The organism is Rhodovulum bhavnagarense (assembly GCF_004343505.1).
Taxonomy (GTDB): Bacteria; Pseudomonadota; Alphaproteobacteria; order Rhodobacterales; family Rhodobacteraceae; genus Rhodovulum; species Rhodovulum bhavnagarense.
This window is the reverse complement of record NZ_SLXU01000001.1, coordinates 133,542-157,278: the sequence shown is the minus strand read 5'-3', so window position 1 is coordinate 157,278 and position 23,737 is coordinate 133,542. Positions and strand designations below refer to the sequence as shown.

Annotated in this window: 22 protein-coding genes; 16 read left to right on the top strand and 6 right to left on the bottom strand. The window is 63.3% G+C overall.

Annotated elements, in window-relative coordinates; genetic code table 11:
• Positions 1-108: 108 nt before the first annotated feature.
• Entirely contained in the window at positions 109-3,003 is a 2,895-nt protein-coding gene (locus EV663_RS00760; RefSeq protein ID WP_132949858.1) for a valine--tRNA ligase, read from the top strand.
• A gap of 128 nt (positions 3,004-3,131) precedes the next feature.
• Positions 3,132-5,078 (top strand): threonine--tRNA ligase, encoded by a 1,947-nt coding sequence (gene thrS / locus EV663_RS00755; RefSeq protein WP_132949857.1) that lies wholly within the window; start codon positions 3,132-3,134, stop codon positions 5,076-5,078.
• A gap of 96 nt (positions 5,079-5,174) precedes the next feature.
• Here the strand turns inward: thrS and EV663_RS00750 are convergent, their stop codons facing one another.
• The gene (locus EV663_RS00750; RefSeq protein WP_132949856.1) at positions 5,175-5,498 is read right to left on the bottom strand and encodes an arsenate reductase family protein; all 324 of its coding nucleotides are present in this window, start codon (positions 5,496-5,498) and stop codon (positions 5,175-5,177) included.
• 218 nt (positions 5,499-5,716) lie between these two features.
• Here EV663_RS00750 and EV663_RS00745 point away from each other — a divergent pair, with 218 nt between their 5' ends.
• A complete protein-coding gene (locus tag EV663_RS00745; protein WP_132949855.1) occupies positions 5,717-5,923 on the top strand; it encodes a cold-shock protein in 207 nt (68 codons plus the stop codon).
• 117 nt (positions 5,924-6,040) lie between these two features.
• On the opposite strand, the gene EV663_RS00740 is transcribed toward EV663_RS00745, so the two are convergent.
• A complete protein-coding gene (locus tag EV663_RS00740; protein WP_132949854.1) occupies positions 6,041-6,340 on the bottom strand; it encodes a hypothetical protein in 300 nt (99 codons plus the stop codon).
• 348 nt (positions 6,341-6,688) lie between these two features.
• Here EV663_RS00740 and EV663_RS00735 point away from each other — a divergent pair, with 348 nt between their 5' ends.
• From EV663_RS00735 to EV663_RS00690, 10 genes are all read left to right on the top strand, one after another.
• Entirely contained in the window at positions 6,689-6,895 is a 207-nt protein-coding gene (locus EV663_RS00735) for a cold-shock protein (protein ID WP_132949853.1), read from the top strand.
• Between the two features lie 140 nt (positions 6,896-7,035).
• Positions 7,036-8,655, top strand: a complete 1,620-nt coding sequence (locus EV663_RS00730; RefSeq protein WP_132949852.1) for an FAD-dependent oxidoreductase — start codon at positions 7,036-7,038, stop codon at positions 8,653-8,655.
• Positions 8,656-8,739: 84 nt separating this feature from the next.
• Complete coding sequence (locus tag EV663_RS00725) at positions 8,740-9,714, top strand: DUF808 domain-containing protein (protein ID WP_132949851.1); 975 nt, start codon at positions 8,740-8,742, stop codon at positions 9,712-9,714.
• A gap of 94 nt (positions 9,715-9,808) precedes the next feature.
• Complete coding sequence (locus tag EV663_RS00720) at positions 9,809-11,152, top strand: NnrS family protein (protein ID WP_132949850.1); 1,344 nt, start codon at positions 9,809-9,811, stop codon at positions 11,150-11,152.
• Positions 11,153-11,321: 169 nt separating this feature from the next.
• Entirely contained in the window at positions 11,322-14,189 is a 2,868-nt protein-coding gene (locus tag EV663_RS00715; protein ID WP_132950389.1) for a monovalent cation/H+ antiporter subunit A, read from the top strand.
• A gap of 1 nt (position 14,190) precedes the next feature.
• On the top strand, positions 14,191-14,550 hold the full coding sequence (locus tag EV663_RS00710; RefSeq protein ID WP_132949849.1) for a Na+/H+ antiporter subunit C: 360 nt from the start codon (positions 14,191-14,193) through the stop codon (positions 14,548-14,550).
• Complete coding sequence (locus EV663_RS00705; RefSeq protein ID WP_132949848.1) at positions 14,547-16,094, top strand: monovalent cation/H+ antiporter subunit D; 1,548 nt, start codon at positions 14,547-14,549, stop codon at positions 16,092-16,094. The genes EV663_RS00710 and EV663_RS00705 overlap by 4 nt, the downstream gene beginning before the upstream one ends.
• A gap of 3 nt (positions 16,095-16,097) precedes the next feature.
• The gene (locus tag EV663_RS00700; RefSeq protein WP_132949847.1) at positions 16,098-16,589 is read left to right on the top strand and encodes a Na+/H+ antiporter subunit E; all 492 of its coding nucleotides are present in this window, start codon (positions 16,098-16,100) and stop codon (positions 16,587-16,589) included.
• Positions 16,586-16,855 (top strand): K+/H+ antiporter subunit F, encoded by a 270-nt coding sequence (locus EV663_RS00695; RefSeq protein WP_132949846.1) that lies wholly within the window; start codon positions 16,586-16,588, stop codon positions 16,853-16,855. Before EV663_RS00700 ends, EV663_RS00695 begins: the two co-directional genes overlap by 4 nt.
• Before the next feature lie 7 nt (positions 16,856-16,862).
• On the top strand, positions 16,863-17,234 hold the full coding sequence (locus EV663_RS00690; protein WP_132949845.1) for a Na+/H+ antiporter subunit G: 372 nt from the start codon (positions 16,863-16,865) through the stop codon (positions 17,232-17,234).
• 160 nt (positions 17,235-17,394) lie between these two features.
• Here EV663_RS00690 and EV663_RS00685 read toward each other — a convergent pair whose 3' ends face one another.
• Complete coding sequence (locus EV663_RS00685; RefSeq protein WP_132949844.1) at positions 17,395-18,438, bottom strand: cytochrome-c peroxidase; 1,044 nt, start codon at positions 18,436-18,438, stop codon at positions 17,395-17,397.
• Between the two features lie 198 nt (positions 18,439-18,636).
• Here EV663_RS00685 and EV663_RS00680 point away from each other — a divergent pair, with 198 nt between their 5' ends.
• Complete coding sequence (locus EV663_RS00680; protein ID WP_132949843.1) at positions 18,637-19,932, top strand: 3-deoxy-D-manno-octulosonic acid transferase; 1,296 nt, start codon at positions 18,637-18,639, stop codon at positions 19,930-19,932.
• Between the two features lie 64 nt (positions 19,933-19,996).
• Here the strand turns inward: EV663_RS00680 and EV663_RS00675 are convergent, their stop codons facing one another.
• From EV663_RS00675 to EV663_RS00665, 3 genes are all read right to left on the bottom strand, one after another.
• On the bottom strand, positions 19,997-20,479 hold the full coding sequence (locus tag EV663_RS00675; protein WP_132949842.1) for a hypothetical protein: 483 nt from the start codon (positions 20,477-20,479) through the stop codon (positions 19,997-19,999).
• A 19-nt stretch (positions 20,480-20,498) separates the two neighbouring features.
• Positions 20,499-21,065, bottom strand: coding sequence for an RNA 2',3'-cyclic phosphodiesterase (gene thpR / locus EV663_RS00670; protein WP_165910101.1), 567 nt, complete (start codon positions 21,063-21,065; stop codon positions 20,499-20,501).
• A 171-nt stretch (positions 21,066-21,236) separates the two neighbouring features.
• Positions 21,237-21,755, bottom strand: a complete 519-nt coding sequence (locus EV663_RS00665) for a glutathione peroxidase (protein WP_425057112.1) — start codon at positions 21,753-21,755, stop codon at positions 21,237-21,239.
• Between the two features lie 138 nt (positions 21,756-21,893).
• On the opposite strand from EV663_RS00665, the gene EV663_RS00660 reads away from it, so the two are divergent.
• On the top strand, positions 21,894-22,331 hold the full coding sequence (locus EV663_RS00660; RefSeq protein WP_132949840.1) for a DUF1178 family protein: 438 nt from the start codon (positions 21,894-21,896) through the stop codon (positions 22,329-22,331).
• 165 nt (positions 22,332-22,496) lie between these two features.
• Positions 22,497-23,735: an aspartate kinase gene (locus EV663_RS00655; RefSeq protein WP_132949839.1), complete on the top strand. Its 1,239-nt coding sequence runs from the start codon at positions 22,497-22,499 to the stop codon at positions 23,733-23,735.
• Positions 23,736-23,737: the final 2 nt, after the last annotated feature.

The following is a 23,737-nucleotide window of genomic DNA, read 5'->3' as shown; positions in this document are numbered from 1 at the left end:
CGCGCGGGCGCGTCGCGGCGTTCACTGTCCAGCCCCGGCGGGGGTTGGCCTTGGCCCGTGCTTTCGCTAAGTCAGCGGCCAAGCCCATCCCACGCGAGGATCCCCCGCATGCCCATGGAAAAGACCTTCGACGCTGCCGCCGCAGAACAACGCCTCTACGACGCCTGGGAAAAGGCCGGCTGTTTCACCGCCGGCGCCAATGCGAAACCCGGTGCCGACACGTTCTGCATCATGATCCCGCCGCCCAACGTGACCGGGTCGCTGCACATGGGGCATGCCTTCAACAACACGTTGCAGGACATCCTGGTGCGCTGGCACCGGATGCGGGGGTTCGACACGCTGTGGCAGCCGGGGCAAGACCATGCGGGCATCGCCACGCAGATGGTCGTGGAACGGGAACTGGCCAAGGACAAGTCCAACCCCACCCGCCGCGAGATGGGGCGCGAGAAGTTCCTGGAAAAGGTGTGGGAGTGGAAACAGCATTCCGGCGGCACCATCATCAACCAGTTGAAACGGCTTGGTGCCTCCTGTGACTGGTCGCGCAACGCCTTTACCATGTCCGGCGCCCCGGGGGCGCCCGAAGGCGAGGACGGCAATTTCCACGACGCGGTAATCCGCGTCTTTGTCGAGATGTACAACAAGGGCCTGATCTACCGCGGCAAGCGGCTGGTCAACTGGGACCCGCATTTCGAGACCGCGATTTCCGACCTGGAGGTCGAGAATATCGAGGTCGCGGGCCATATGTGGCACTTCAAGTACCCGCTGGCCGGGGGCGAGACCTACACCTATGTCGAGAAGGACGAGGACGGGAACGTCATTCTCGAAGAGGAACGCGATTACATTTCCATCGCCACCACCCGCCCCGAAACCATGCTGGGCGATGGTGCGGTCGCGGTCCACCCCTCGGACGAACGCTATGCGCCCATCGTTGGCAAGCTTTGCGAAATTCCGGTGGGGCCCAAGGAACACCGCCGCCTGATCCCGATCATCACCGACGAATACCCCGATCCGGATTTCGGTTCCGGCGCGGTGAAGATCACCGGGGCGCATGATTTCAACGACTACGGCGTGGCGCTGAGGAACCGCATCCCGCTTTACGTGCTGATGGACACCAAGGGCCACATGCGCACCGACGGCAAACCCTATGCCGAAGAGGCCGCCCTTGCCCGCGCCATCGCCGAGGGGCATCAAAGCGCATCCTCCATCGACACCACCGCCGTGAACCTCGTGCCCGAAAAATACCGCGGCCTCGACCGGTTCGAGGCGCGCAAGCAGGTGATCGCCGACATCACCGCCGAGGGTCTGGCGGTGATGGTGGAAAACCCCAAGGCGGGCGAAGAGGGCGAACCGGACCTGATCCCCTTCGTGGAAAACAAGCCGATCATGCAGCCCTTCGGCGACCGATCCAAGGTGGTGATCGAGCCGATGCTGACCGACCAGTGGTTCGTGGATGCCGAGGCCATCGTCGGCCCCGCGCTGGACGCGGTGCGCGACGGCCGCACCCAGATCCTGCCCGAACGCGACCGCAAGGTCTATTTCCACTGGCTGGAGAATATCGAGCCCTGGTGCATCAGCCGCCAGCTGTGGTGGGGGCATCAGATCCCGGTCTGGTATGACGAGGACGGCAAGGAATACTGCGCCGCGACCGAGGAAGAGGCTCAGGCGATGGCGGGCGGCAAGACGCTGACCCGCGACCCCGACGTGCTGGACACCTGGTTCTCCTCGGGCCTCTGGCCGATCGGCACGCTGGGCTGGCCGGAAAAAACGCCGGAGCTGGAGAAGTATTTCCCCACCGATGTCCTGATCACCGGGTTCGACATCATCTTTTTCTGGGTCGCCCGGATGATGATGATGCAACTGGCCGTGGTCGACCAGATCCCGTTCCACACGGTCTATGTCCACGCCCTTGTCCGCGACGAGAAGGGCAAGAAGATGTCCAAGTCCCTGGGCAACGTTCTGGACCCGCTGGAACTGATCGACGAATTCGGCGCAGATGCGATTCGTTTTACTTTGACGGCCATGGCCGCGATGGGTCGCGACCTGAAGCTGTCGACCCAACGCATTGCCGGGTATCGCAATTTCGGCACCAAGCTGTGGAATGCCGCGCGCTTTGCCGAAATGAACGGGGTGTTCGAAAACTACAATCCCGATGGCAGCAGCCCGAACCCTTCCGAGACCGTGAACCGCTGGATCGTCGGCGAAACCGCCCGCGTCCGGGCCGAGGTGGACGAGGCGCTGGCGGCCTATCGCTTCAACGATGCGGCGAACGCGCTTTATGCCTTTGTCTGGGGCAAGGTCTGCGACTGGTACGTGGAATTCTCCAAGCCGCTCTTGATGGACGGCACGCCCGAGCAGCAGGCGGAAACCCGCGCCACAATGGCCTGGGTCATCGACCAGTGCCTGATCCTGCTACATCCCATCATGCCCTACATCACCGAGGAATTGTGGGGCACGCTGGGCAAGCGGGAAAAGATGCTGGTCCATGCGGACTGGCCGACCTACGGGGCCGAGTTGATCGACGCCGACGCAGACCGCGAAATGAACTGGGTGATTTCCCTGATCGAAGAGGTCCGCTCGGCCCGCGCGCAGATGCGCGTGCCCGCCAGCGCGCAGGTGCCGATGCTCTATACCGAGCTGGACGCCGATGGCCGCGCCGCCTGGGACCGCAACGAGGCGCTGATCAAACGGCTGGCCCGGATCGACAGCCTGGACGCCGCCGAGACGATGCCCAAGGGCTGCATCACCATCGCGGTCGAAGGCGGCACGCTGGGCCTGCCGCTGGAGGGCATCATCGACGTGGCCGCCGAAAAGGTGCGGCTGGAAAAATCGTTGGGCAAGCTGGAAAAGGAACTGGGCGGGCTGCAAGGCCGGCTGAAGAACCCCAAATTCGTGGACAGCGCCCCCGAGGACGTGGTCGAGGAAACCCGCGAGCTGGCCGAGGCCAAGACGGAGGAGGCCGACAAGCTGCGCGCCGCCCTGGCCCGGCTGGCGGAACTGGCGTAAGATTTCGGGTGCGGCGTTTACGCCGCACCCGCAAACGCTTGACACCCTTGGCGCCGGGGTCCACCTAGGCGCAATCCATACCCGCAACCGGGCGTTCCGTGGGCGCCAAACCGACGAGGAGTCCAGCTATGGGCCAGATCGATATCACCTTCCCCGATGGCAACGTCAAAGCGTTCGAGGCCGGGATCACCCCCGCCGAGATCGCCGCAGGCATTTCCAATTCCCTTGCGAAAAAGGCGATTTCAGCGCAGGTGAACGGCGCCCACTGGGACCTGCAATGGCCGATCACCGACAACGCCGCCATTGCCATAAACACGATGCAGGACGAGGGTCCGGCGCTGGAACTGATCCGGCACGACCTGGCGCATATCATGGCCCGCGCGGTGCAGGAGATCTGGCCCGAGGTAAAGGTCACCATCGGCCCCGTCATCGAGAACGGCTGGTATTACGATTTCGACCGGCAAGATCCGTTTACCCCCGAGGATCTGGGCCGGATCGAGGCCAAGATGAAAGAGATCATCAACCGCCGCGATCCTGTCACCACCGAGACCTGGGACCGCGACCGGGCGGTGGCCTATTACGAGGCCAATAACGAACCCTACAAGGTCGAACTGGTCGGCATGATCCCCGAGGGCCAGCCGATCCGCATGTACTGGCACGGCCACTGGCAGGATCTGTGTCGTGGCCCGCACCTGCAACATACCGGGCAGGTGCCCGCGGATGCCTTCAAGTTGATGAAGGTGGCAGGCGCCTATTGGCGGGGCGACAGCAACCGCCCGATGCTGCAACGGATCTATGGCGTGGCCTTCCGGACGCGGCAGGAATTGAAGGACTACCTGACCTTCCTCGAAGAAGCCGAGAAACGTGACCATCGCCGCCTGGGCCGCGAGATGGAGCTGTTCCACATGCAGGAAGAGGCGCCGGGGCAGGTGTTCTGGCACCCCAACGGCTGGCGCATCTATACCACGTTGCAAGATTACATGCGCCGTCGCCAATACGCGGGCGGCTATGTCGAGGTGAACACGCCCCAGGTCGTCGACCGCAAGCTGTGGGAGGCCTCGGGCCACTGGGAAAAATACCAGGAACACATGTTCATCGTCGAGGTCGACGAGGAACACGCGCGCGAGAAATCGATCAACGCGCTGAAACCGATGAACTGCCCCGGCCATGTGCAGATCTTCAACCAGGGGCTCAAATCCTATCGCGACCTGCCCTTTCGGATGGCCGAGTTCGGGTCGTGCAACCGGTATGAGCCCTCGGGCGCGCTGCACGGGTTGATGCGGGTGCGCGGCTTTACCCAGGACGACGCGCATATCTTCTGCCGCGAGAGCCAGATCGAGGAGGAGACGCAGAAATTCATCGAACTGCTCAGCTCGGTCTATGCCGATCTGGGGTTCGAGACGTTCCGCGTGAAATTTTCCGACCGCCCGGAAAAACGTGCGGGCAGCGACGAGGTCTGGGACAAGGCTGAAACCGCGCTGAAGGCCGCGACCGAGGCGGCCGGATATGCCTATGAACTGAACCCCGGCGAGGGTGCGTTCTATGGGCCAAAGCTTGAATTCGTGCTGACCGACGCCATCGGACGCGACTGGCAATGCGGCACGCTGCAGGTGGATTTCGTCCTGCCCGAGCGGCTGGAGGCCCATTACATCGGCGAGGACGGCGCGAAACACCGCCCCGTCATGCTGCACCGGGCGATCCTGGGCAGCTTCGAACGCTTCCTCGGCATCCTGATCGAGAATTTCGGCGGCAAGCTGCCGTTCTGGCTGGCCGCGCGGCAGGTAGTCGTGGCCTCGATCGTTTCCGATGCCGACGATTACGTACACGAGGTCGTCGCCGCGCTGAAGGCCGCGGGCGTGCGGGCCGAGGCCGATGTGCGCAACGAAAAGATCAACTACAAGGTTCGCGAACACTCCGTCGGCAAAGTGCCGGTGATCCTGGCGATCGGTCTGCGCGAGGTCGAGGAACGCACCGTGACGGTGCGGCGGCTTGGCGAAAAACAGACCACAACCGTCCCCCTGGACGATATCGTTGCCGACCTGTCTCGCGATGCAACCCCGCCGGACCTGGGCTGAAGCCGGCCGCGCCAAAAGCTGAGGGTATCGCCAATGGCGGTGCCCTTTCTCTTGACGCTCACTTGCGCCCGGCCGCGCGCGCCGCGACGCGCCCGATCAGCACAGAGCGGCCAGAACCTCCTTGTTCCAACCGGGTAACAACCGGCTCTCGGCCTCGATCACCGGGCGTTTCATCAGTGCGGGGTGGGCAGCGATCAGATCGGGCGGTGGCGCATCACGCTGATCCGACGCCAGCCCCCGCCATGTGGTCGAGCGGCGATTGACGAGTTCGGCACCGAACGTCTCAAGGAACCTATCCAGTTCTTGCGCGCTTAGCGGCGCCTCGCGCAGGTCTCGCAACGTCACCGTATGGCCCGCACCTTCCAACATGCGCCGCGCTTTGCGGCACGTGTCACAATTTTTCAGCCCGTAAAGGATCAATCCTGCCTCCGTTCACGCCAGAATTCGCCTGCGACAGACTCTCAATTGCCTGACACTTGATTTTGGCCCGATTCGGCCTTCATCCTCAACGCGTGACGGCAGACGACTGGACGACCGCTCCTCCTTCAGGGGCAGCCGGAAGACTGGAAGACCTGGCTGTGACCTGCCGCGCCGCAATTCCGCGGGCGCGCATGAAGCGAGAAGAGAGGAGACAGAAGATGCCTACCGGCACCGTGAAATGGTTCAACGCCACCAAGGGCTATGGCTTTATCGCACCCGATGATGGCGGCCAGGATATTTTCGTGCATATCTCGGCGGTCGAACGCGCCGGGATGACGGGGCTATCCGACAACCAGAAGGTTGCCTTTGAAATGATCGAGGGGCGCGACGGCCGCAAATCCGCCGGCGATCTCAAGGCACTCTAAGAGTGCCACAGGGCGGTTGCGGCGCTGTTTGCAACCGCCCGACCATTGCACAGAAAGCTTGGCGCTGGTCCTATCACATGCCAGCGCCAATAGCGCGATCGCGAGGCGGTTGCCCGCCTACTGTAGCGGCTGCGTGCCGGGATTACCGTATCGCAGGTGATAGACGCGCCCGACATAGCCGGGCGGCACCTCGTCGAGGCTGTTGAGGCGGATATATGCCGGCCTGTAGGTGCCGCCACACGATACGACGCCATTCCATTCCACAGGTTGCAACCCGTCGCGGCAATAATTTGGCCCCGCAACGGAACGTGGTCCCGTGCTGTTCGGGTCATGCGGTTGGGCCATGTCGGTCCATGCGCTTGCAGATCCGGCAACCACCGCAAGGGCGGCGGCCAAAAGGGCGGATTTCGTAAACATTAGAGTCCCCCGTAAAGAATTGTAGCCCTGCCCGAAATTATTTTATGAACAAAGTGTTACAGTTCGCCCGAGTCGAGTCAAACGCCAGTTTCACGGCCCCTGCCTGCCCTACCTCTCCCCCGCCATTCAAGGAACGCGCATCCTGCACAGACAGGGGCCGGGGATCATCCCCTGCTGCGGCGCTCCCGCGAATTTGCTTGCAACGACTCGGCAAAGGCCTCATATGCGTCTGGCGACGTTACGACTTTCGACCACTGTCTACCTTTACCGGCTGCAGTCCCTCGATCGACCCATGACTGCGCCAAGCCGCTGCACCGACGCGAGCGGCCTATTAAAGGAGACTGACGGATGGCTACTGGCACCGTGAAATGGTTCAACGAAACCAAAGGCTTTGGCTTCATCGCCCCCGATGGCGGCAAGAAAGATGTGTTCGTGCATATCACTGCACTGGAACGCGCCGGTCTGCGCACGCTTGCTGACAACCAGAAAGTGACCTTCGACATCGAACCCGGCCGTGACGGCCGCGAGTCGGCGACGAATATCGCCCTGGCCTAAGCCTGGGAAAAGCCAAGACGTGAAGGGCGCCCCGCCGTGGGCGCCTTTTTTCGTTCCGGGTTTTCAGGCCGGGGCGGCGACGCGCCACTAGCCCTGCCCCACGGATGCGTTAGGCTGGCAGCAGCACAGGAGACTCACCAGTGACCACACGCATCGTCATCCTCGGCGGCGGCTTCGGCGGGATGTATGCCGCGCGCGCCCTGCGCCGGCAACTGGGCCGCAAGGCGCAGATCGAACTCATCAACGACGAGAATTATTTCGTTTTTCAACCGCTATTGCCCGAGGTCGGCGCGGGTTCGATCACGCCCGCCCATGCGGTGTCATCGTTGCGGGTGCTGCTCAAGGGCGTACATGTGCGCAAGGCGGTGGTGGACAGCGTCGATTTCGAGCGGCGCATCATCACCGTGTTCCAAGGCATCCAGCGCCGCCCGACCGAGGTGCCTTATGACCACCTGGTGATCGCACTGGGGCTGGGTGCGGACCTGTCGCGCATGCCGGGCCTGGAAGAGCACGCGCTGAGGATGAAGACACTGGAGGATGCCCGGCGCCTGCGCGGTCACGTGATCGAGCAGCTCGAACACGCCCAGGTCAGCCAAGTGCCGGAAACGAAGCGCGGCGCGCTGACCTTCACGGTTGTGGGAGGCGGTTTTTCGGGCGTAGAAACCGTAGGTGAGTTGAAAGAACTTATCGACAGGTCGCTGCCCTATTATCCCAATATCGCGCCCTCCGAAGTGCGCGTGATCCTGGTTGAATATGCCGGCCGTATCCTGGGCGAAATGCCCGCGCGGCTGGGTGATTACGCGGCAGAGCAACTCGAAAAACATGGGATTACGCTAAAGCTGAATACCGGCGTGGTCAGCGCCACGGGCACGCAAATGGTCACCACCGGCGGCGAGGTGATCGACACCCGCACCATCGTGGCCACGATCGGCAACGCGCCCCTGCCGGTTGTCGCGCGTATGGCCCTGCCCCATCAGCACGGGCGCCTCAAGGTCGACCGGACCCTGCGCGTGAAGGGGGGCACGAATGTCTGGGCGCTAGGCGATTGCGCACTGATCCCGCTCAGGGATGGCGCTGCTGAGCGGGCCGATTTCGCGCCGCCTACCGCGCAATTCGCCGTGCGCGAGGCCAAACAACTCGCTCAAAACATCGCCGCCACGCTAAAGGGTAAATCCCCCAGGCCGTTCCACTACACCTCACGGGGGGCGCTGGCCTCGCTGGGCGCTCGGCGAGGCGTCGCCGAGATTTTCGGCACCCAGTTCACCGGCCTTTTCGCGTGGATACTCTGGCGGTCCTATTACCTTGCGCTTCTGCCCGGTGTGGCAACACGGATCAGGGTCATGTTCAACTGGCTGCTGGACATCCTGGGCGCACGAAACCTGGTACAATTGCGCCCGCAGGCCCGGCCACAGCTCAGGTATATCCATTACCGTTCGGGCGATACGGTCTACGAGGCCGGGCACCGGTCGGACGGATTCTATTCGGTGATCTCGGGCGCTGTGGAAATGGAACGCAAGGATCCCGCCACCGGCGAGGTGACAAGGCGCATCATCGGCCCCGGCGGCCATTTCGGCGAACGGCTGATCCTTGGCGCCACCCGGCGCCAGACCACTGTTCATGCGCTGGAAGATACCAAGGTTCTGGTCGTCGAGCGCGAGTCCTTCCTGATGTTGGCAGAGGGCTTTCCGGCATTCCGTGAATATTTCCGCCCATACATGGAAAAACGCGGCGCGCAATGGCCGCCCACACCCGAGGGCTGAAAACGGCAAGCCCCATGACAGGGGCTGCAACGGCGCGAGCTTCGCGCCAGGATGCGGCCCGTCAGCCAAAAGGATGCACATTCCATGAGTTCCGGACTTCTTGCTCTGCTCGACGATGTCACCCTGATCGCCAAGGCGGCAGCGGCCTCTCTCGACGATGCGGCAGCACATGCCTACAAGGCGGGGACCAAATCGGCCGGGGTCGTGATCGACGACACCGCCGTGACGCCGAGCTATGTCACCGGGCTTGCTGCGAGACGGGAATTGCCGATCGTGCTGCGCATCGCGCGGGGCTCGTTGATCAACAAGCTGGTCCTCTTGATGCCCGGCGCATTGGCCCTGTCGTTCTTCGCGCCCTGGGCGGTGCAGCCGATCCTGCTGCTGGGCGGGCTTTTCCTGGCTTTCGAGGGGGCCGAAAAGGTGCATCACTGGCTTGCACCGACCCATCGCCACAAGACCGATACCGATCTCTCGGCCGCCCCGCAAACCCCTGCGGAACTGGCGCAGTTCGAGGAACGCAAGGTCCGCTCGGCGATCAAGACCGACCTGATCCTGTCTGCCGAGATCATGGCAATCACGCTTGCCGCGCTGCCCGCGGATATCCCGCTGGTGAACAAGGCGCTTTCGCTGGCATTGGTGGGACTTTTCCTGACCTTCCTGGTCTATGGCGCGGTCGCCCTGATCGTGAAGGCGGACGATGCCGGGGTCGCGCTGGCCAGGTCGGGGTCGCGGATCGTGGCGGCGGCGGGGCGAGCGCTTGTGCGGGTGATGCCCTCGGTTCTGAACCTGCTGTCCACGGTCGGCACACTGGCGATGCTGTGGGTCGGTGGCGGCATCGTCCTGCACAGCCTCGAGGTCTTTGGCCTGGCGGCACCTGCGCATCTGCTGCATGAATTCGCGGTCGGGGCCGGCCATGTCTTCCCCCCGATCGGGGGCGCGGTGGAATGGGGGCTAACGGCGCTGGGATCTGGCATTTTCGGCCTGGCGCTGGGGGCGGCGCTGGTGCCGGTGGTGGACAAGACCATCATGCCACTTGTCGGGCTGATCCGCCGGAACTGAGCACCCGGCGCGGATCGGTCGCATCTCGGCTGCGTTGTGATGTGCCGCGCGCCGCCTTATCCTGATAAAACAAATCAGGAATAGCGGGGCGTCGATGAACGAGGGCGGATCTCCGGACGGCCGAGGCACAGGTCGTGGCAGGGGCGTTGGCCGTGGCAGGGGCCAGGGTGGCGGTCAGGCCGCTCAGGCAACGGGCCGTCTGTTTAGCGACATCCTTCTTTCCCCACATCGCGTGTTTTTCACTCTTGCTGGCCTATGGGCGGTGATCGCGCTGGGCTGGTGGCAATGGGGTTATGACCTCGGCCTGCCCGTGCCCAGCCTCGGCACGTCGACGCTGTGGCATGCCCACGAGATGACCGTGGGCTTTGGCGGGGCTTGCATGGCGGCATTTTTTCTGACCGCGATGCCCAACTGGACCGGCGGGCGGCGGTTGACCGGCACGGGGCTGGCGGCGCTGGCGGGGGTGTGGCTGTTCGCGCGGATCGCGCTGGCGCTGGGAGAGCGGCTGCCGCTGGGCGTGGTGCTGGCGCCGGGGCTTGTATTCTACGCAGTCTTTGCCGGTCTCTTTGCCCGCGCGGTCTGGGCCCAAGGGATGTGGCAACGCAGTTTCCTGCCCTTCACGATTGCCTTGCTGGGGCTGGCCGATGCCGCCTTTATCGCCTCGGCAACCGGGTGGCTGGCATGGCCCGACCCGGCGCAGTCGACACGCATTCTGGTGCTGTTCTTTGCCGTCAAGGTTTCGGTGATCGCCGGCGGGATGACGCCGGCCTTTACCGCCAACAGCCTGCGGCAAAAGGGCGAGGGGCCGATGCCCCGCCTGCATCCCCTGGCCAATCGCACGGGGCTTGTCTTGTTGCTGGCCGCGCTGGCCGCCACACTGGCAAACCGCTGGACCCTGGGCGCCGGGCTGCTGATCGCGGCGGGGCTGGCACAACTTTGGCGGATGTGGGGCTGGCGGGGGCTGGCCGTGCGCGGCTATGCCCCCGCCGCGATGCTGCATCTGAGTTTTGCATGGCTGCCACCGGGGCTGGTTCTGACGGGGCTGGCATGTCTCTTTCCCCTGCCCTGGCGCGAGAGCGATACGATCCATGCCCTCATGATGGGGGCAATGGGCGGACTTGCCCTGTCGATCGCGGCACGGGCGGCGGCCCGACGCGATGGCGCCGAACTGCGGCTTGGGCCGGCGTTGTTGATCGCCTTTGGCGCGATCTGGACGGCGGCCCTGACCCGCCTGGCAGCGCCTATCTGGTTTGACGCCTACGAGGGGCTTTTGAACCTGGCTGCCGGTCTGTGGTGCGCTGGATGGGGTGCCTTCGTACTGGGCTATCGGCCCGCCCTGACCGGTCCGGTGCCGCGCCCGGTATTCAATGCGGATGGAAGCGGCCGCCCCGGCAAGGGCCCGGCCGGACAGGGCGGCACGCAGGGCGCGTGGCAATGAATTGCGTCCCCTGACGGATATTTGATCGCCCGCCCCCCGGCCCATGCTGTGAAAAGGACAAAGCGGGGGGAATTCGCACCGCCAAGCCCCAATATATTGTCGGTGCGCGTTTTCCGCGGGCCGAAATCCGTTTAAGCATACGAATCGACAGGAACGACCGGTGACAGGGATGACCAGCGGCAACAGCTTTCTTCCGATCATTGCCCTTCTGCCCTTCCTCGGCGCACTGGTGCCGGGGGTCATGGTGCGTGCGGGCCGAACAGCCTGTGCCAGCTTTACCGCGCTGCCCACCGCGCTGGCGCTGGTGATGCTGGGTCTTTTGGCGCCGCAGGTGATGCAGGGCGAGGTCATCGAGACCCGGATAGAGTGGCTGCCGCAACTGGGGCTATCGGTCAGCTTTTTCCTCGACGGTCTGGGCCTTATGTTCGCGGGGATGATCCTCGGGATGGGCCTGCTGATCACGCTTTATGCCCGCTTTTACCTGTCGGCCGACGACCCGATGGGACAGTTCTACACCTACCTTCTGTTGTTCCAGGGCGCGATGCTGGGCATCGTGATCTCTGACAACATATTGCTTTTACTTATTTTCTGGGAACTGACCAGCCTGACTTCGTTCTTGCTGATCGGCTATTGGAAACACCTTCCCGAGGGTCGACAAGGCGCGCGCATGGCGCTGGCTGTTACCGGCGCGGGGGGGCTGGCGATGATCGGGGGCATGCTGATCCTGGGCAATATCGTGGGCAGCTACGAGTTGACCGATATCCTGCAACAGGGCGAGGCGATCCGCGCCTCGGAATGGTACATCCCCGCGCTGATCCTGATCCTGATCGGGGCCTTTGCCAAATCGGCGCAGTTTCCTTTCCATTTCTGGTTGCCGCACGCGATGGCCGCCCCCACGCCGGTGTCGGCCTACCTGCACTCGGCCACGATGGTAAAGGCGGGCGTATTCCTGATGGCGCGGATGTGGCCGGTTCTGGCCGGGACCGAGGCGTGGTTCTACATCGTTGCCACGACGGGTCTGATCACGATGGTCCTGGGCGCGGTGATCGCGCTGTTCAAGGACGATCTCAAGGCGCTGCTGGCCTATTCGACGGTCAGCCACCTTGGTCTTCTGACGATGCTTCTGGGCTTTGGCACCAAGATGGCGGCGGCGGCGGCGGTGTTCCACGTGCTGAACCACCTGACTTTCAAGGCGGCGCTTTTCATGACCGCCGGGATCGTCGATCACGAGGCGCATACCCGCGACATAAAGCGGCTTGGCGGCCTTGCCCGGCTGATGCCCGTGACCGCGGCGCTGGGCACGATTACCGCGCTGTCGATGGCGGGCATCCCGCTGTTGAACGGGTTCCTTTCGAAGGAATTGATGCTCGAAGAGGCCGCGCACACCGTCTGGGCCGGCAGCCATTACGCGGTGCCGGTTCTGGCCACCCTGGGCGCGGTCTTGTCGGTGGCCTATTCCTTCCGCTTCATCGCCCATGTGTTCCTGGGCCCCGTGCGCGACGACTACCCGTCCAAACCGCACGACCCGCCCCTCGGCATGTGGGCCTCGCCCGCACTTCTGGCGATGCTGGTGATCGTGATCGGCATTTTCCCCGCGGCTGTGGCCGGGCCGCTGGTCAACGTGGCCGCCGGCGCGGTGACCGGCGAGTCGCTGAATGTCTACCTGAAATTGTGGCACGGCATCACGCCCGCGCTGTTCATGTCGATCATCGCCGTGGCGGGCGGGTTCGTGCTGCTGGCGCTGCACCGACCGCTTGACAGGGTATGGCAGGCCGCGCCCCGCCCAGAGGCCAAGGCAATCTTTGACGGGCTGGTGAACGGGCTGACGGCGGTCTCGGACAGGGTCAGCAGCGGGCTGCATAACGGCGCGATAAGCCGTTACCTGGCGATTTTCATCGCCGCAACCGTGGCCATGGGCTACATCGCCTGGAGCGGTGGCGGGCTGGGCGCGCCCACCCGCGAGATGCTGCCGGTTCCGGCCGTGGTCGCGGTGGGTTGGGTATTGCTGGCGGTGGCCGTGGCCTCGATGGTCGGACTGCACCGGCAACGCTTCCAGGCCCTCGTCGTGATCGGGATCATCGGCCTGATGGTTTCAGGCGGTTTCATCTACCTTTCCGCGCCCGACCTTGCCTTGACCCAGATCTCGGTCGAGACCGTGACGATCATGCTGCTTTTGCTGGCGCTGCATTTCCTGCCCAAGGAAACGCCTTGCGAAAGCTCGCCCGCCCGGCGCGCGCGCGATGGGGCCATCGCGGTGACCGCCGGGGTGGGCGTTGCCATGCTGACCTTTGCGTTCCTTTTGCGCGATGTCAGCGTGATTTCCGATTTCCACCTTGCCAATTCCTATACCGGCGGCGGTGGCACGAACGTTGTCAACGTGATCCTGGTGGACTTTCGCGGTTACGATACCTACGGCGAGATCATCGTCCTGGGAATTGCGGGCCTGACCATCTTTGCGCTGATGGAGGCGTTGCTGGACGGTCCGGCGGCACGTCGGCTACGAAATTCCGATTACTCCAACGACCGTTCGCGAGACCGGCACCCCCTGATGATGGTGGTCGCCACGCGCGCCATGATGCCGATCGCCGTCATGGTGGGCATCTACATCTTCTTGCGTGGCCACAACCAGCCAGGTGGCGGATTTATCGCGGGTCTGGTGATCTCGATCGCGCTGTTGATGCAGTACATGGCTTCGGGTTTTGCGTGGGCGCAGGCCCGGCAGAAGATCGAGTATCACACGATGATCGGTCTTGGCGCGGTGATCGCTGGTCTGACCGGTGCGGGCGCGTGGCTGGCGGGCAAGCCATTCCTGACAAGCGCCTATGGCTATTTCGACTTGCCGGGGATCAAGAAATTCGGGCTGGGCTCGGCTTTCCTGTTTGACCTGGGCGTGTTCTTGACCGTGCTTGGCGCTGTGATGCTGATGCTTTACAGCCTCTCGCGCATCGCGCGATTTGCCGGGGAAACCGTCAATGTAGAACCGATGGATTACGACCCCTCCCGGCGGGTCGAGGCGGCGCAGGCAGAGGGGGGCTGAGATGGAACTCGTGATTGCAAGCGCGGTTGGCATCATGACGGCAGGCGGCATCTACCTGGTGCTGCGGCTCAGGGCATTTCCGGTGATCCTGGGACTGGCGCTGTTGTCTTACGCGGTGAACGTGTTCCTGTTTGCCTCGGGCCGCCTGGCGGTTGACGCCCCGCCGATCCTTTCGAAATACGCCGATGCGACCTATACCGATCCGCTGCCGCAGGCCCTGGTTCTGACGGCCATTGTGATTTCTTTCGGGATGACGGCGGTTCTGGTGATGATCGCGCTCGGCGCCTTCCTTGAAAACGGGCATGACCGGATCGACATGGAACGCGAGGACGATGCCGAAAACGGGGATGCCAGCGCATGAATCACTGGATCATTGCCCCCGTCATCCTGCCCGCGCTGCTGGCTCCGGTGATCGCCTTTGTCATGCGCCACGACATCACGCTGGCGCGCGCAGCCTCTTTCGCGGGCGCGCTCGCGCTGGCGTTCATCGCGCTGGGGCTGACCGTGCTGGCCGCAGGTGGGGAAACCCATGTCTACCGGCTGGGCGACTGGCCTGCCCCCTTTGGCATCGTGCTGGTTCTGGACCGGCTTTCGGCAATTCTCGTGCTGCTGACCGCGGTATTGGCACTGATCGTTCTTACCCATGCCGCGGCCAGTGGATGGGACCGGCGCGGGCGGCATTTCCACGCGCTGTTCCAGTTCCAGTTGATGGGGATCTGCGGCGCGTTCCTGACCGGGGACGCCTTCAACCTTTTCGTCTTCTTCGAGGTCTTGCTGATCGCCTCTTACGGTCTGATGATCCATGGCGGGGGCGGCGTGCGCCTTCGCGCGGGGCTTCAATACGTGGTGATGAACCTTGCCGGGTCCACCCTGTTCCTGTTCGCGCTGGGCACGCTTTACGCAACGACCGGTACGTTGAACATCGCGGACCTTGCGCTGCGGGTGCGCGAGATCCCTCTTGAGGATGCCGCCCTCGTGCGCGTCGCGGCGATGCTGTTGATGATCGTATTCGCAATCAAGGCCGCGCTTTTCCCGGTGCAGTTCTGGTTGCCAGGCACCTATGCGAACGCGCCCGCACCGGTCGCCGCCCTGTTTGCCGTGATGACCAAGGTCGGCGCCTACGCGATCTTGCGGATGCACACGGTGGTCTTTGGCCCCGATGTCATTGCAACCAACGGGTTGCCGGGCACATGGCTGTTCCCGGCAGCGGCGATCACGATGGCGGTCGGGGCGGTCGGCGTGATGGGGGCAAGGCGACTGATGCCGATGCTGGCCTTCTCTGTCGTGGGTTCGATGGGGACGCTGATGCTGGCAGTGGCCGCGTTCACGCCGCAGGCGACGACGGCTGCGCTTTATTACCTTTTGCATTCGACCCTTGCCGGGGCCGCGCTGTTCCTGCTGGCCGATCTCGTGTTGACACGCCGGGGCAGCGACAGGCTGAGCCCGCAGTCCGCCACGGTGCAGAACGGGCTGTATGCGGCGATCTTCTTTGCCGCGGCCATCGGTATGGCGGGTATGCCGCCCCTGTCGGGCTTTCTTGGAAAGCTGATGGTGCTGGACGCGCTGCGTGCGCCCGAACACCTGGTCGTCGGTTGGTCGGTGATCCTTGTCGGGTCGCTTCTGACGATCGTTGGCCTGGCACGGGCAGGCAGCGTGCTGTTCTGGAAATCAACCGCGACCGAAACCACCCCCCCCGACACACCACAAACAGAGGCCCAGCCCACCGATGCACCGTCCCCCGCGACGCCGCTGGAACTGGCGGCTGTGATCGCGGCGATTGCCCTCATGGCGGGTCTGGCGGTGCTGGCCGGTCCGATCACCAACTTTCTTGAGGACACCTCGACACAGCTTTTCGACCGCGATGGCTATATCGAGGCTGTCCTCGCCACCGGGCATGAGGGCTAGGTCATGTTGAATCGCCTTTTCCCGCACCCGTTGATGAGCGTCACGCTGACGCTGGTCTGGCTTGGGCTGGTCAATACGATCACCCCCGGCAACCTGTTGCTCGGCGTCATCCTGGGGATTGTCCTGCCATTGGTTACGTCGGTCTATTGGCCGAACCGCCCCCGGCTACGCCGCCCTTTGATGGTCGTGGAATACGGTCTGATCGTGCTGTGGGATATCGTGGTCGCCAACGTCCAGGTGGCCAAGATCATCGCGTTCAAGCGAAACGAGAAAATCCACTCGCACTGGATCAACATACCTCTTGATCTGACATCGCCCGAGGCGATCACGGTGCTGGCCGGCACGATCACCATGACACCGGGCACCGTGTCAACCATGCTGGCCTCTGACGGGCGCGCGATCCTGGTGCATTGCCTGCATACCGACGATCCCGAAGGGGTGCGCGACGATATCAAGGCGCGCTATGAGCGGCGACTGAAGGAGATCTTTCAATGATCGAGGCGGCCCTTACCTTTGCCTTCGGCTGTTACGGGCTGGGGCTCTTGTTCAACCTTTGGCGCATCGTCAGGGGGCCGGACGTGGCCGACCGCATCCTGGCGCTGGACACGATGGTCATCAACCTGATCGCCCTCTTGATCCTTTATGGAATATCGCACGGCACCGCGATCTACTACGAGGCATCCATGCTGGTCGCCATGGTCGGCTTTGTCTCGACTGTTGCCTATTGCCGTTTCGTTCTGCGCGGCGACATCATCGAGTGAGGCAAATATGGGGATGATCACCGAAATCGTAATCGCCTTTTTCCTGGTGGTATCCGGTGTATTCGGATTGGTGGGCTCTTTCGGGCTGATCAAATTGCAAAGCACGCTGCAACGACTGCATGCACCGACCAAGGCCACGACGCTTGGCGTGGGCGGCGTGCTGATCGCTTCGATGCTTTATTTCCTGCTGGTAAAGGGCAGTTTTTCATTCCACGAGTTGCTGATCACTCTGTTCCTGTTCCTGACTGCGCCGATCACGGCGAATTTCATCGCCAAGACTTTCATGCAGGCCCATCTCAAGGACAGTGATCTTCCGCCCACCGGGCGAGATCATGGCTGGTCGCTTTACGATATGCCCCCTGGTTCAACCGAAGACTGATCACCGCCCCAATCGGGAGGCTCTTGATCCGCGCGGTCCCGTCTGTGCGGGCCCGTCTGTTTCCTGACTGTGGCTGGCGCCTTCGTTTTCTTGTCTCGAACAGCAAGGGGCCAGCCCCAAGGCCGGCCCCTTTTCCAAGCTTGAAGACAGATATGCCCGCTCAGTGTTCGTGAACCATGATATCCGGGCGCGGGGTGGTCGAGCTTTCGGCCGGAAGCACCGGCAGCGTCACCTCGGGCACCTCGCCGGTCAGGCTTTCGAGGAAGGCCACGATCTTATCGGCCTCTTCGTCGCTGACCTCTTCGCCCAGCTGGGCGATACCCATGACCTGAACCGCGACCTTGAGATCCCAAACCTTGCCCGAGTGGAAGTAGGGCGCGGTTTCGGCGATGTTGCGCAGCGGCGCAGCGCGGAAGACGTACTCGTCATAGGCGGTTTCGGTGACGGCAAAACGGCCCTTGTCGCTTTCGGGCAGGATGTCGGCGCCGGGCTTTTCGACCAGGCCGAACGGGTAATAGCCGTTGCCGCCAAGGTTCACGCCGTTGTGGCAGGTGGTGCAGCCCTTGTCGACGAACAGTTCCAGCCCCTCTTTCTGCACGTCGGTCAGCGCCATGTCGTCACCGTTGAGATAGGCGTCAAACGGCGCGGGTGTGATCAGCGTGGCCTCGAATGCCTCGATCGCGCGGGCCATGTTGTCAAAGCTGACCGGTTCGGCCTCGTCGGGGAAGGCATCCGAGAACCATGCCTTGTACTGGTCCATCGAGTTCAGGGTGGCGACCACGTTATCGGGGGTGTTGGCCATCTCGACACCGGCCTGAACCGGGCCCTTGGCCTGTTCCTTGAGATCTTCGGCGCGGCCATCCCAGAACTGGGCAATGTTGAGCACCGCGTTGAACACCGTGGGCGAGTTGCGCGGACCCTTCTGCCAGCCATGACCGACCGAGGTTTCCATGTTGTCATCGCCACCAGTGGTCAGGTTGTGGCAGGAATAGCACGAGAAGACACCCGAGGCCGAGAGGCGCGGATCAAAGAAAAGTGCCTTGCCCAATTCGATCTTTTCGGGAGTGATGCGGTTATCGGCCATCTGCGGGATCGTGGAGGGCAGCGGCTCGAAATAGTCCAGCGCAAGCTGACGCAGATCCTCGGCGGCAGCCGGGGTCGCCAGCGCAGTGGTCAGGAGCGCGGTGGTAAGAAAGCGTTTCATGGGTAGCACCGTTCATTTTGGGTTCACGCGTCGGCTTCAGGTTAGAATTCCTCCAAGTCTAGACCTTGACCCAGATCAATTCCGCTCAAAAAAAAGTGAGTCCAAAATTCGTCATTTGACAAGCCATTTTCGCCTGTGGGTTGCCAGCGGCCGAATGCCCGCGTAACCCTTGGCCGAGTTTGCCCCGGACCCTTGCCCGTGAAACTTTACCGCCTGATCCTCTTGCTCGCGGCCCCGCTGATCGGGTTGCGCCTGGCGCGCCGGCGCGACGAGGCTGCCGAGCGGCTGGGCGGCACCGGCCCTTCTCGTCTGCGTCGCGGTCCGGTGATCTGGCTTCACGCGGCCTCGAACGGCGAGGTGACATCGGCGCGCGGGCTGATCACGGTGATGCATGAGCGCCTGCCCACCGCGCGCATGGTCGTTACCTGCAATACCGTGACCGGGCGCAACCTAGTTCGCGGCTGGGCGCTGGATCGGGTCGAGGCGCGCTTGGCGCCGCTAGACTACCGGATCGCGCTGCGCCGCTTCATCGCAGCTTGGCAGCCAGATTCGTTGATCTTGATCGAAAGCGAGTTATGGCCCAATCGCCTGGCCGAGATGGCGCGCCTGGGACGTCCGGTGGTGATGCTGGGCGCGCGGATGTCGGCAAAAAGCGCGTCACGCTGGGCATACCTGCCGGGGCTGATCCGACCTGCACTGGCAGCGGTGTCCTACCTCTCGGCCCAGGACAGCGCCTCGCGCGAACGCTTCATAGCGCTGGGGCTGGACGAGGGTCGGGCCGGGCCGGTCGTAAATCTCAAGTCCGGCGCCTACCCCGAAGACGAGGTCGACGCTGCCGTGCTTGATCGCCTCAAGCCGCTTTTCGCGCGTGAGGCCACGCTTCTGGCCGCATCGACCCATGATGGCGAAGAAGGCGTGATCCTGACCGGCTTTGCCAGGGCACGGCGCGCAAACCCGATGCTTCGCCTGATTTTGGCGCCGCGTCATCCCCGCCGCGCCCCCGAGATCGCCAAGCGTATCGCGCGCATGCGGCTGCCCTTCGCCACCCGTTCACGCGGTGAATTTCCCGGAGCGGAAACCGCGGTCTACCTGGCCGACACGATGGGCGAGATGGGGCTGTGGTACCGGCTGGCCGGGATGACTTTCGTGGGCGGCTCGCTTGTTGACAAGGGCGGTCACACCCCGTTCGAACCGGTCGCTCATGACTCGGCGATCTTGCACGGGCCGCATGTTGGAAATTTCACCTCGGCCTACGGCGCGCTGACTTTTGCCCGCGCGGCCCGTCGGATTGCCAATGCCGATGAACTGGCAGAGGCACTGGCCGCACTCGACGCAGACGAACAGGCCGGGATGGCCGACAGGGCGCGAGCCGCGCTTGACCGCATACGCGACAGCGGCAAGGGCCTTGATCCGCTTCTGGCTGAGCTTTCCCGCCTTATGGGCGAACCCGCCCTTGCCCGCCCGGCACCCGACCAGATGAATCAACCGGCCTGAACCGCGGCTTTCGCGCAGAGTTGTGGCGGTGCCGGCCACATTCGGCCACCGCCCCGCAAAGGGCCTAGAGAAAACTCACAACCTCGTACGTCGCACCCTCCGTTCCGTCCTCGCCTGGTGCAAACAGAACCACGCTGCGTTCATCGTGATACTCGGTCGCCGGATCGAAACACTGGTGATCATGGGCATCGTAGAACCCGGCCAGACAGAGATTGGCCTCTCCGAAAAACAGTTGCTCGGCACATAGCGTTACCGGCCCCAGGCGAGTTTCCAGCAGCCGCAAGACGGTCAGGGTCTCGGCGGCGAAGAGGTCGACGCCGGAAAATTGCACATCCCTGACCTTGCGTCCCGCCACGATGCGGCAAAGGCGCCCGTCGCGATAGTCGCAGATAGGCGCGTCGAGACCGCGATATTCCATCATGCGGCCATCGCGGCCACGATAGACATGCTCGGCACGTCCCATCCCGGACAGTCTCGCAACATTCTCGGGCGACATGCCCAGTAAAAGAGGTCCGAGACCCCGGTTGGGGGCGATTGGCCAGATCATGTCTCCTCCGTTTTGCCCATTATGCGGGCGGCGGCGGATCCGACAAAGCAAAAAGGGGATATCGCGCCAGTTCCCGGTGGCGTGCGGGCCCGCGCCCGAGGTCGGAACGGTAAAGCGCGATATCGTTGACCGGGATCGGCCCGGCCTGGAATCCCATGTTGTCCACCACGGCACGATTGATCCGGGCCCGCCCGGTGCGCGCCACGTTCAGGTATGCCAGCGTCACATGGGGAACGAAACGCCCCCCCTCGACGGCCGCCCCGGCCATGCGTGCCGCCTGGGCCAGGCGGGATTGCAGATGCTCAAGCGCCGGGTTCGGCGTCACCCGCGCATAGAGAACGCGCGGTTTGTGCCCGCCGAACAGATCAAGACCCGAAAGCGTCAATTCGAAAGGCTCGGCCCTGATCTGCGAAAAGGCAAGATGCACCTCGTCCAACACCTGCTCGGGCAATTCGCCAAGGAAAACCAGCGTCAGGTGCAGGTTTTCGAGCGGAACGGGGCGGCCGATCTGCATTGCCTCTTGCAGGCGTACAAGACGATCTCGGACATCTCCGGGCAGGTCGATGGCGGCAAAGGCGCGGATCATGGCCGATTTACCGGCTGGGCCAGGCAAGGCACCCGGCCGTCGCAAAAGCCTGAAACGTGCAAGAAAAGAGGCGCCATTCATGTTCCATCCCATCGCTTCGCACCGCTTTACAGGAACGAGAGAGGCGAGCTTTGACCGCGCGGTTCGAAACGATGTTCGAAAACGGCAAGCCTAGTTCAGCATTCCCTCGATCCTGCGGGCCAGCTTGGCGGAGAGCGGCTTGGTGAACGCGCCATAGGTCGCCACGACATTCCCCTCGGGGCCCAGCAACACCTTGTTGAAATTCCACCCCGGCGTAAAGCCGTGTTCCGTCTCAAGCCAGCGATAGAAGGGATGGGCCTGCGGCCCCTTGACACGCGTGATCCCGGTCATTGGCAAGGTCAGGCCGAAATTGACATCGCAGAATTCCTTGACCGCGGCGGCATCGTCCAGTTCCTGCTTGAAATCGTCGGACGGGATGGCCAGCACCACCAGCCCCCGGTCGCGATATCGGTCGTAAAGGGTCTGTAGCCCCTCGTATTGCGGGGTAAAGCCGCATTCAGAGGCGGTATTGACCACAAGGACCGGATGACCACGGTAATCGCCCAGCGCGATTTCGCCTCCGTCGATGGAGTCGAAACGAAACCCTTCCGCGGCCGGGGCGGCAGCCGCGGCAACAGCGCAAAACGACAAGGCGGCCAGAAAGTTCAGCGGACGCAACTGGTCACTCCTTCCGCGGATCGCAACTCCAAATGCAGATATCGCGCCGCCGCCCCCGGTCAAGCCGCCCTTTGCATTGTTCTGCACAGTCGCTATCTACTGCGCTATCCTTGGCAACGGGGCGACGGGATGATCCGTTACACGCTGAATTGCGCCGAAGGACACCGCTTCGAAAGCTGGTTCCAATCGGCCGAGACCTTCGAGGCGCTGCATGCCGCCGGACAGCTTGCCTGTGCGATCTGCGGCGGCAGGCGCGTCGACAAGGGGCTGATGGCGCCCAATGTCGCCAGCAGTACAGCCGACGACACCCCGCCGCCGCCGGAAACAGGGCTTGCCGCTCCTGCCCACCCCGCCCAGCAGGCGCTTGCCGCGCTCAGGCGGCACGTCGAGGAAAATTCGGATTACGTCGGACTGCGTTTCGTGCAAGAGGCGCGCGACATGCATGAGGGACTAACCCCAGAGCGTCCGATTCACGGCGAGGCCAAGCTCGAAGATGCGAAAAAACTCATTGACGAGGGCATCCCCGTCGCCCCGCTTCCTTTTGCGATCGGGCGCAAGACCAACTGAGAAAGCATCGCACCGCCCTCGCCCACCCCAACATGTCGGCATGGGCGGGGCGGGCGGCATCGTGACCTGGGACCGCACGCCCCACCCCTGTTGATCTTGTGATCTTGCCCGTATCCGGGCTTTGCCCTACACGATGCCGGAACATAGACGGGGCGAAAGGCCAAGATGCCGGTTCTGGTGATGAAATTCGGGGGCACCTCGGTGGCCGATCTGGGGCGGATCAGAAATGCCGCCGAGAAGGTCAAGCGCGAGGTCGAGCGCGGTCATGACGTGATCGTCATCGTCTCGGCAATGTCGGGCAAAACCAACGAGCTTGTCGGCTGGGTCGAGGAAACCTCGCCCCTGTTCGACGCGCGCGAATACGACGCCGTGGTCAGTTCAGGCGAGAACGTGACCGCCGGGCTGATGGCGCTGACGCTTCAGGAAATGGACGTGCCCGCGCGATCCTGGCAGGGCTGGCAGGTACCGTTGAAGACCAGCTCTGCCCACTCCGCCGCACGGATCGAGGAAATCCCGCGCGACAATATCGACCAGAAATTCGCCGAAGGCATGAGGGTGGCCGTCGTGGCCGGGTTCCAGGGCATCAGCCCCGAGGGTCGGATCACCACGCTGGGCCGGGGCGGCTCGGACACGACAGCCGTGGCTTTTGCCGCCGCCTTCGACGCGGTGCGCTGCGACATCTACACGGATGTCGACGGCGTCTATACCACCGATCCGCGGATCGAGGACAAGGCGCGAAAGCTGGACCGCATCGCATTCGAGGAGATGCTCGAACTGGCAAGCCTTGGCGCGAAGGTGCTGCAAACGCGATCGGTCGAGTTGGCCATGCGCTTCAAGGTGAAGCTTCGGGTGCTCTCCAGCTTCGAGGATACCGACGACAACTCCGGCACATTGGTCTGCGCCGAGGAGGAAATCATGGAACAGAATGTGGTCTCTGGCATCGCCTATCAGCGCGACGAGGCAAAAATGACGCTGATCTCGGTCGCCGACCGCCCCGGCATCGCGGCTGCGATCTTCGGCCCGCTGGCGAGGGCCGGGGTGAACGTGGACATGATCGTTCAGAACATATCCGAAGAGGGCCGGACGGATATGACGTTTTCTTGCCCGGTCAACCAGGTCGCCCGCGCGCGCGACGCAATGGAAAAGGCCAAGAAAGAGGACGAGATCGATTTTCACGACCTCGTCGCAGATACCGATGTCGCCAAGGTATCGGTCGTAGGCATCGGGATGCGCAGCCATGCGGGCGTCGCCTCGAAAATGTTCGAGGTGCTCGCCGCAGAGGGGATCAACATCAAGGTGATCACAACCTCAGAGATCAAGATTTCCGTCCTGATCGAACGGAAATATATGGAACTTGCGGTGCAAGCCCTCCATGATGCGTTCGGATTGGACAAGGCGGCCTGACG

Excerpts from the sequence above, each read along its gene's own strand:
- EV663_RS00760 (WP_132949858.1), top strand. The coding sequence starts at position 109 with ATGCCCATGGAAAAGACCTTCGACGCTGCCGCCGCAGAACAACGCCTC.
- thrS (WP_132949857.1), top strand. The coding sequence starts at position 3,132 with ATGGGCCAGATCGATATCACCTTCCCCGATGGCAACGTCAAAGCGTTC.
- EV663_RS00745 (WP_132949855.1), top strand. The coding sequence starts at position 5,717 with ATGCCTACCGGCACCGTGAAATGGTTCAACGCCACCAAGGGCTATGGC.
- EV663_RS00740 (WP_132949854.1), bottom strand. The coding sequence starts at position 6,340 with ATGTTTACGAAATCCGCCCTTTTGGCCGCCGCCCTTGCGGTGGTTGCC.
- EV663_RS00735 (WP_132949853.1), top strand. The coding sequence starts at position 6,689 with ATGGCTACTGGCACCGTGAAATGGTTCAACGAAACCAAAGGCTTTGGC.
- EV663_RS00725 (WP_132949851.1), top strand. The coding sequence starts at position 8,740 with ATGAGTTCCGGACTTCTTGCTCTGCTCGACGATGTCACCCTGATCGCC.
- EV663_RS00720 (WP_132949850.1), top strand. The coding sequence starts at position 9,809 with ATGAACGAGGGCGGATCTCCGGACGGCCGAGGCACAGGTCGTGGCAGG.
- EV663_RS00715 (WP_132950389.1), top strand. The coding sequence starts at position 11,322 with ATGACCAGCGGCAACAGCTTTCTTCCGATCATTGCCCTTCTGCCCTTC.
- EV663_RS00710 (WP_132949849.1), top strand. The coding sequence starts at position 14,191 with ATGGAACTCGTGATTGCAAGCGCGGTTGGCATCATGACGGCAGGCGGC.
- EV663_RS00705 (WP_132949848.1), top strand. The coding sequence starts at position 14,547 with ATGAATCACTGGATCATTGCCCCCGTCATCCTGCCCGCGCTGCTGGCT.
- EV663_RS00700 (WP_132949847.1), top strand. The coding sequence starts at position 16,098 with ATGTTGAATCGCCTTTTCCCGCACCCGTTGATGAGCGTCACGCTGACG.
- EV663_RS00695 (WP_132949846.1), top strand. The coding sequence starts at position 16,586 with ATGATCGAGGCGGCCCTTACCTTTGCCTTCGGCTGTTACGGGCTGGGG.
- EV663_RS00690 (WP_132949845.1), top strand. The coding sequence starts at position 16,863 with ATGGGGATGATCACCGAAATCGTAATCGCCTTTTTCCTGGTGGTATCC.
- EV663_RS00685 (WP_132949844.1), bottom strand. The coding sequence starts at position 18,438 with ATGAAACGCTTTCTTACCACCGCGCTCCTGACCACTGCGCTGGCGACC.
- EV663_RS00675 (WP_132949842.1), bottom strand. The coding sequence starts at position 20,479 with ATGATCTGGCCAATCGCCCCCAACCGGGGTCTCGGACCTCTTTTACTG.
- thpR (WP_165910101.1), bottom strand. The coding sequence starts at position 21,065 with ATGATCCGCGCCTTTGCCGCCATCGACCTGCCCGGAGATGTCCGAGAT.
- EV663_RS00660 (WP_132949840.1), top strand. The coding sequence starts at position 21,894 with ATGATCCGTTACACGCTGAATTGCGCCGAAGGACACCGCTTCGAAAGC.
- EV663_RS00655 (WP_132949839.1), top strand. The coding sequence starts at position 22,497 with ATGCCGGTTCTGGTGATGAAATTCGGGGGCACCTCGGTGGCCGATCTG.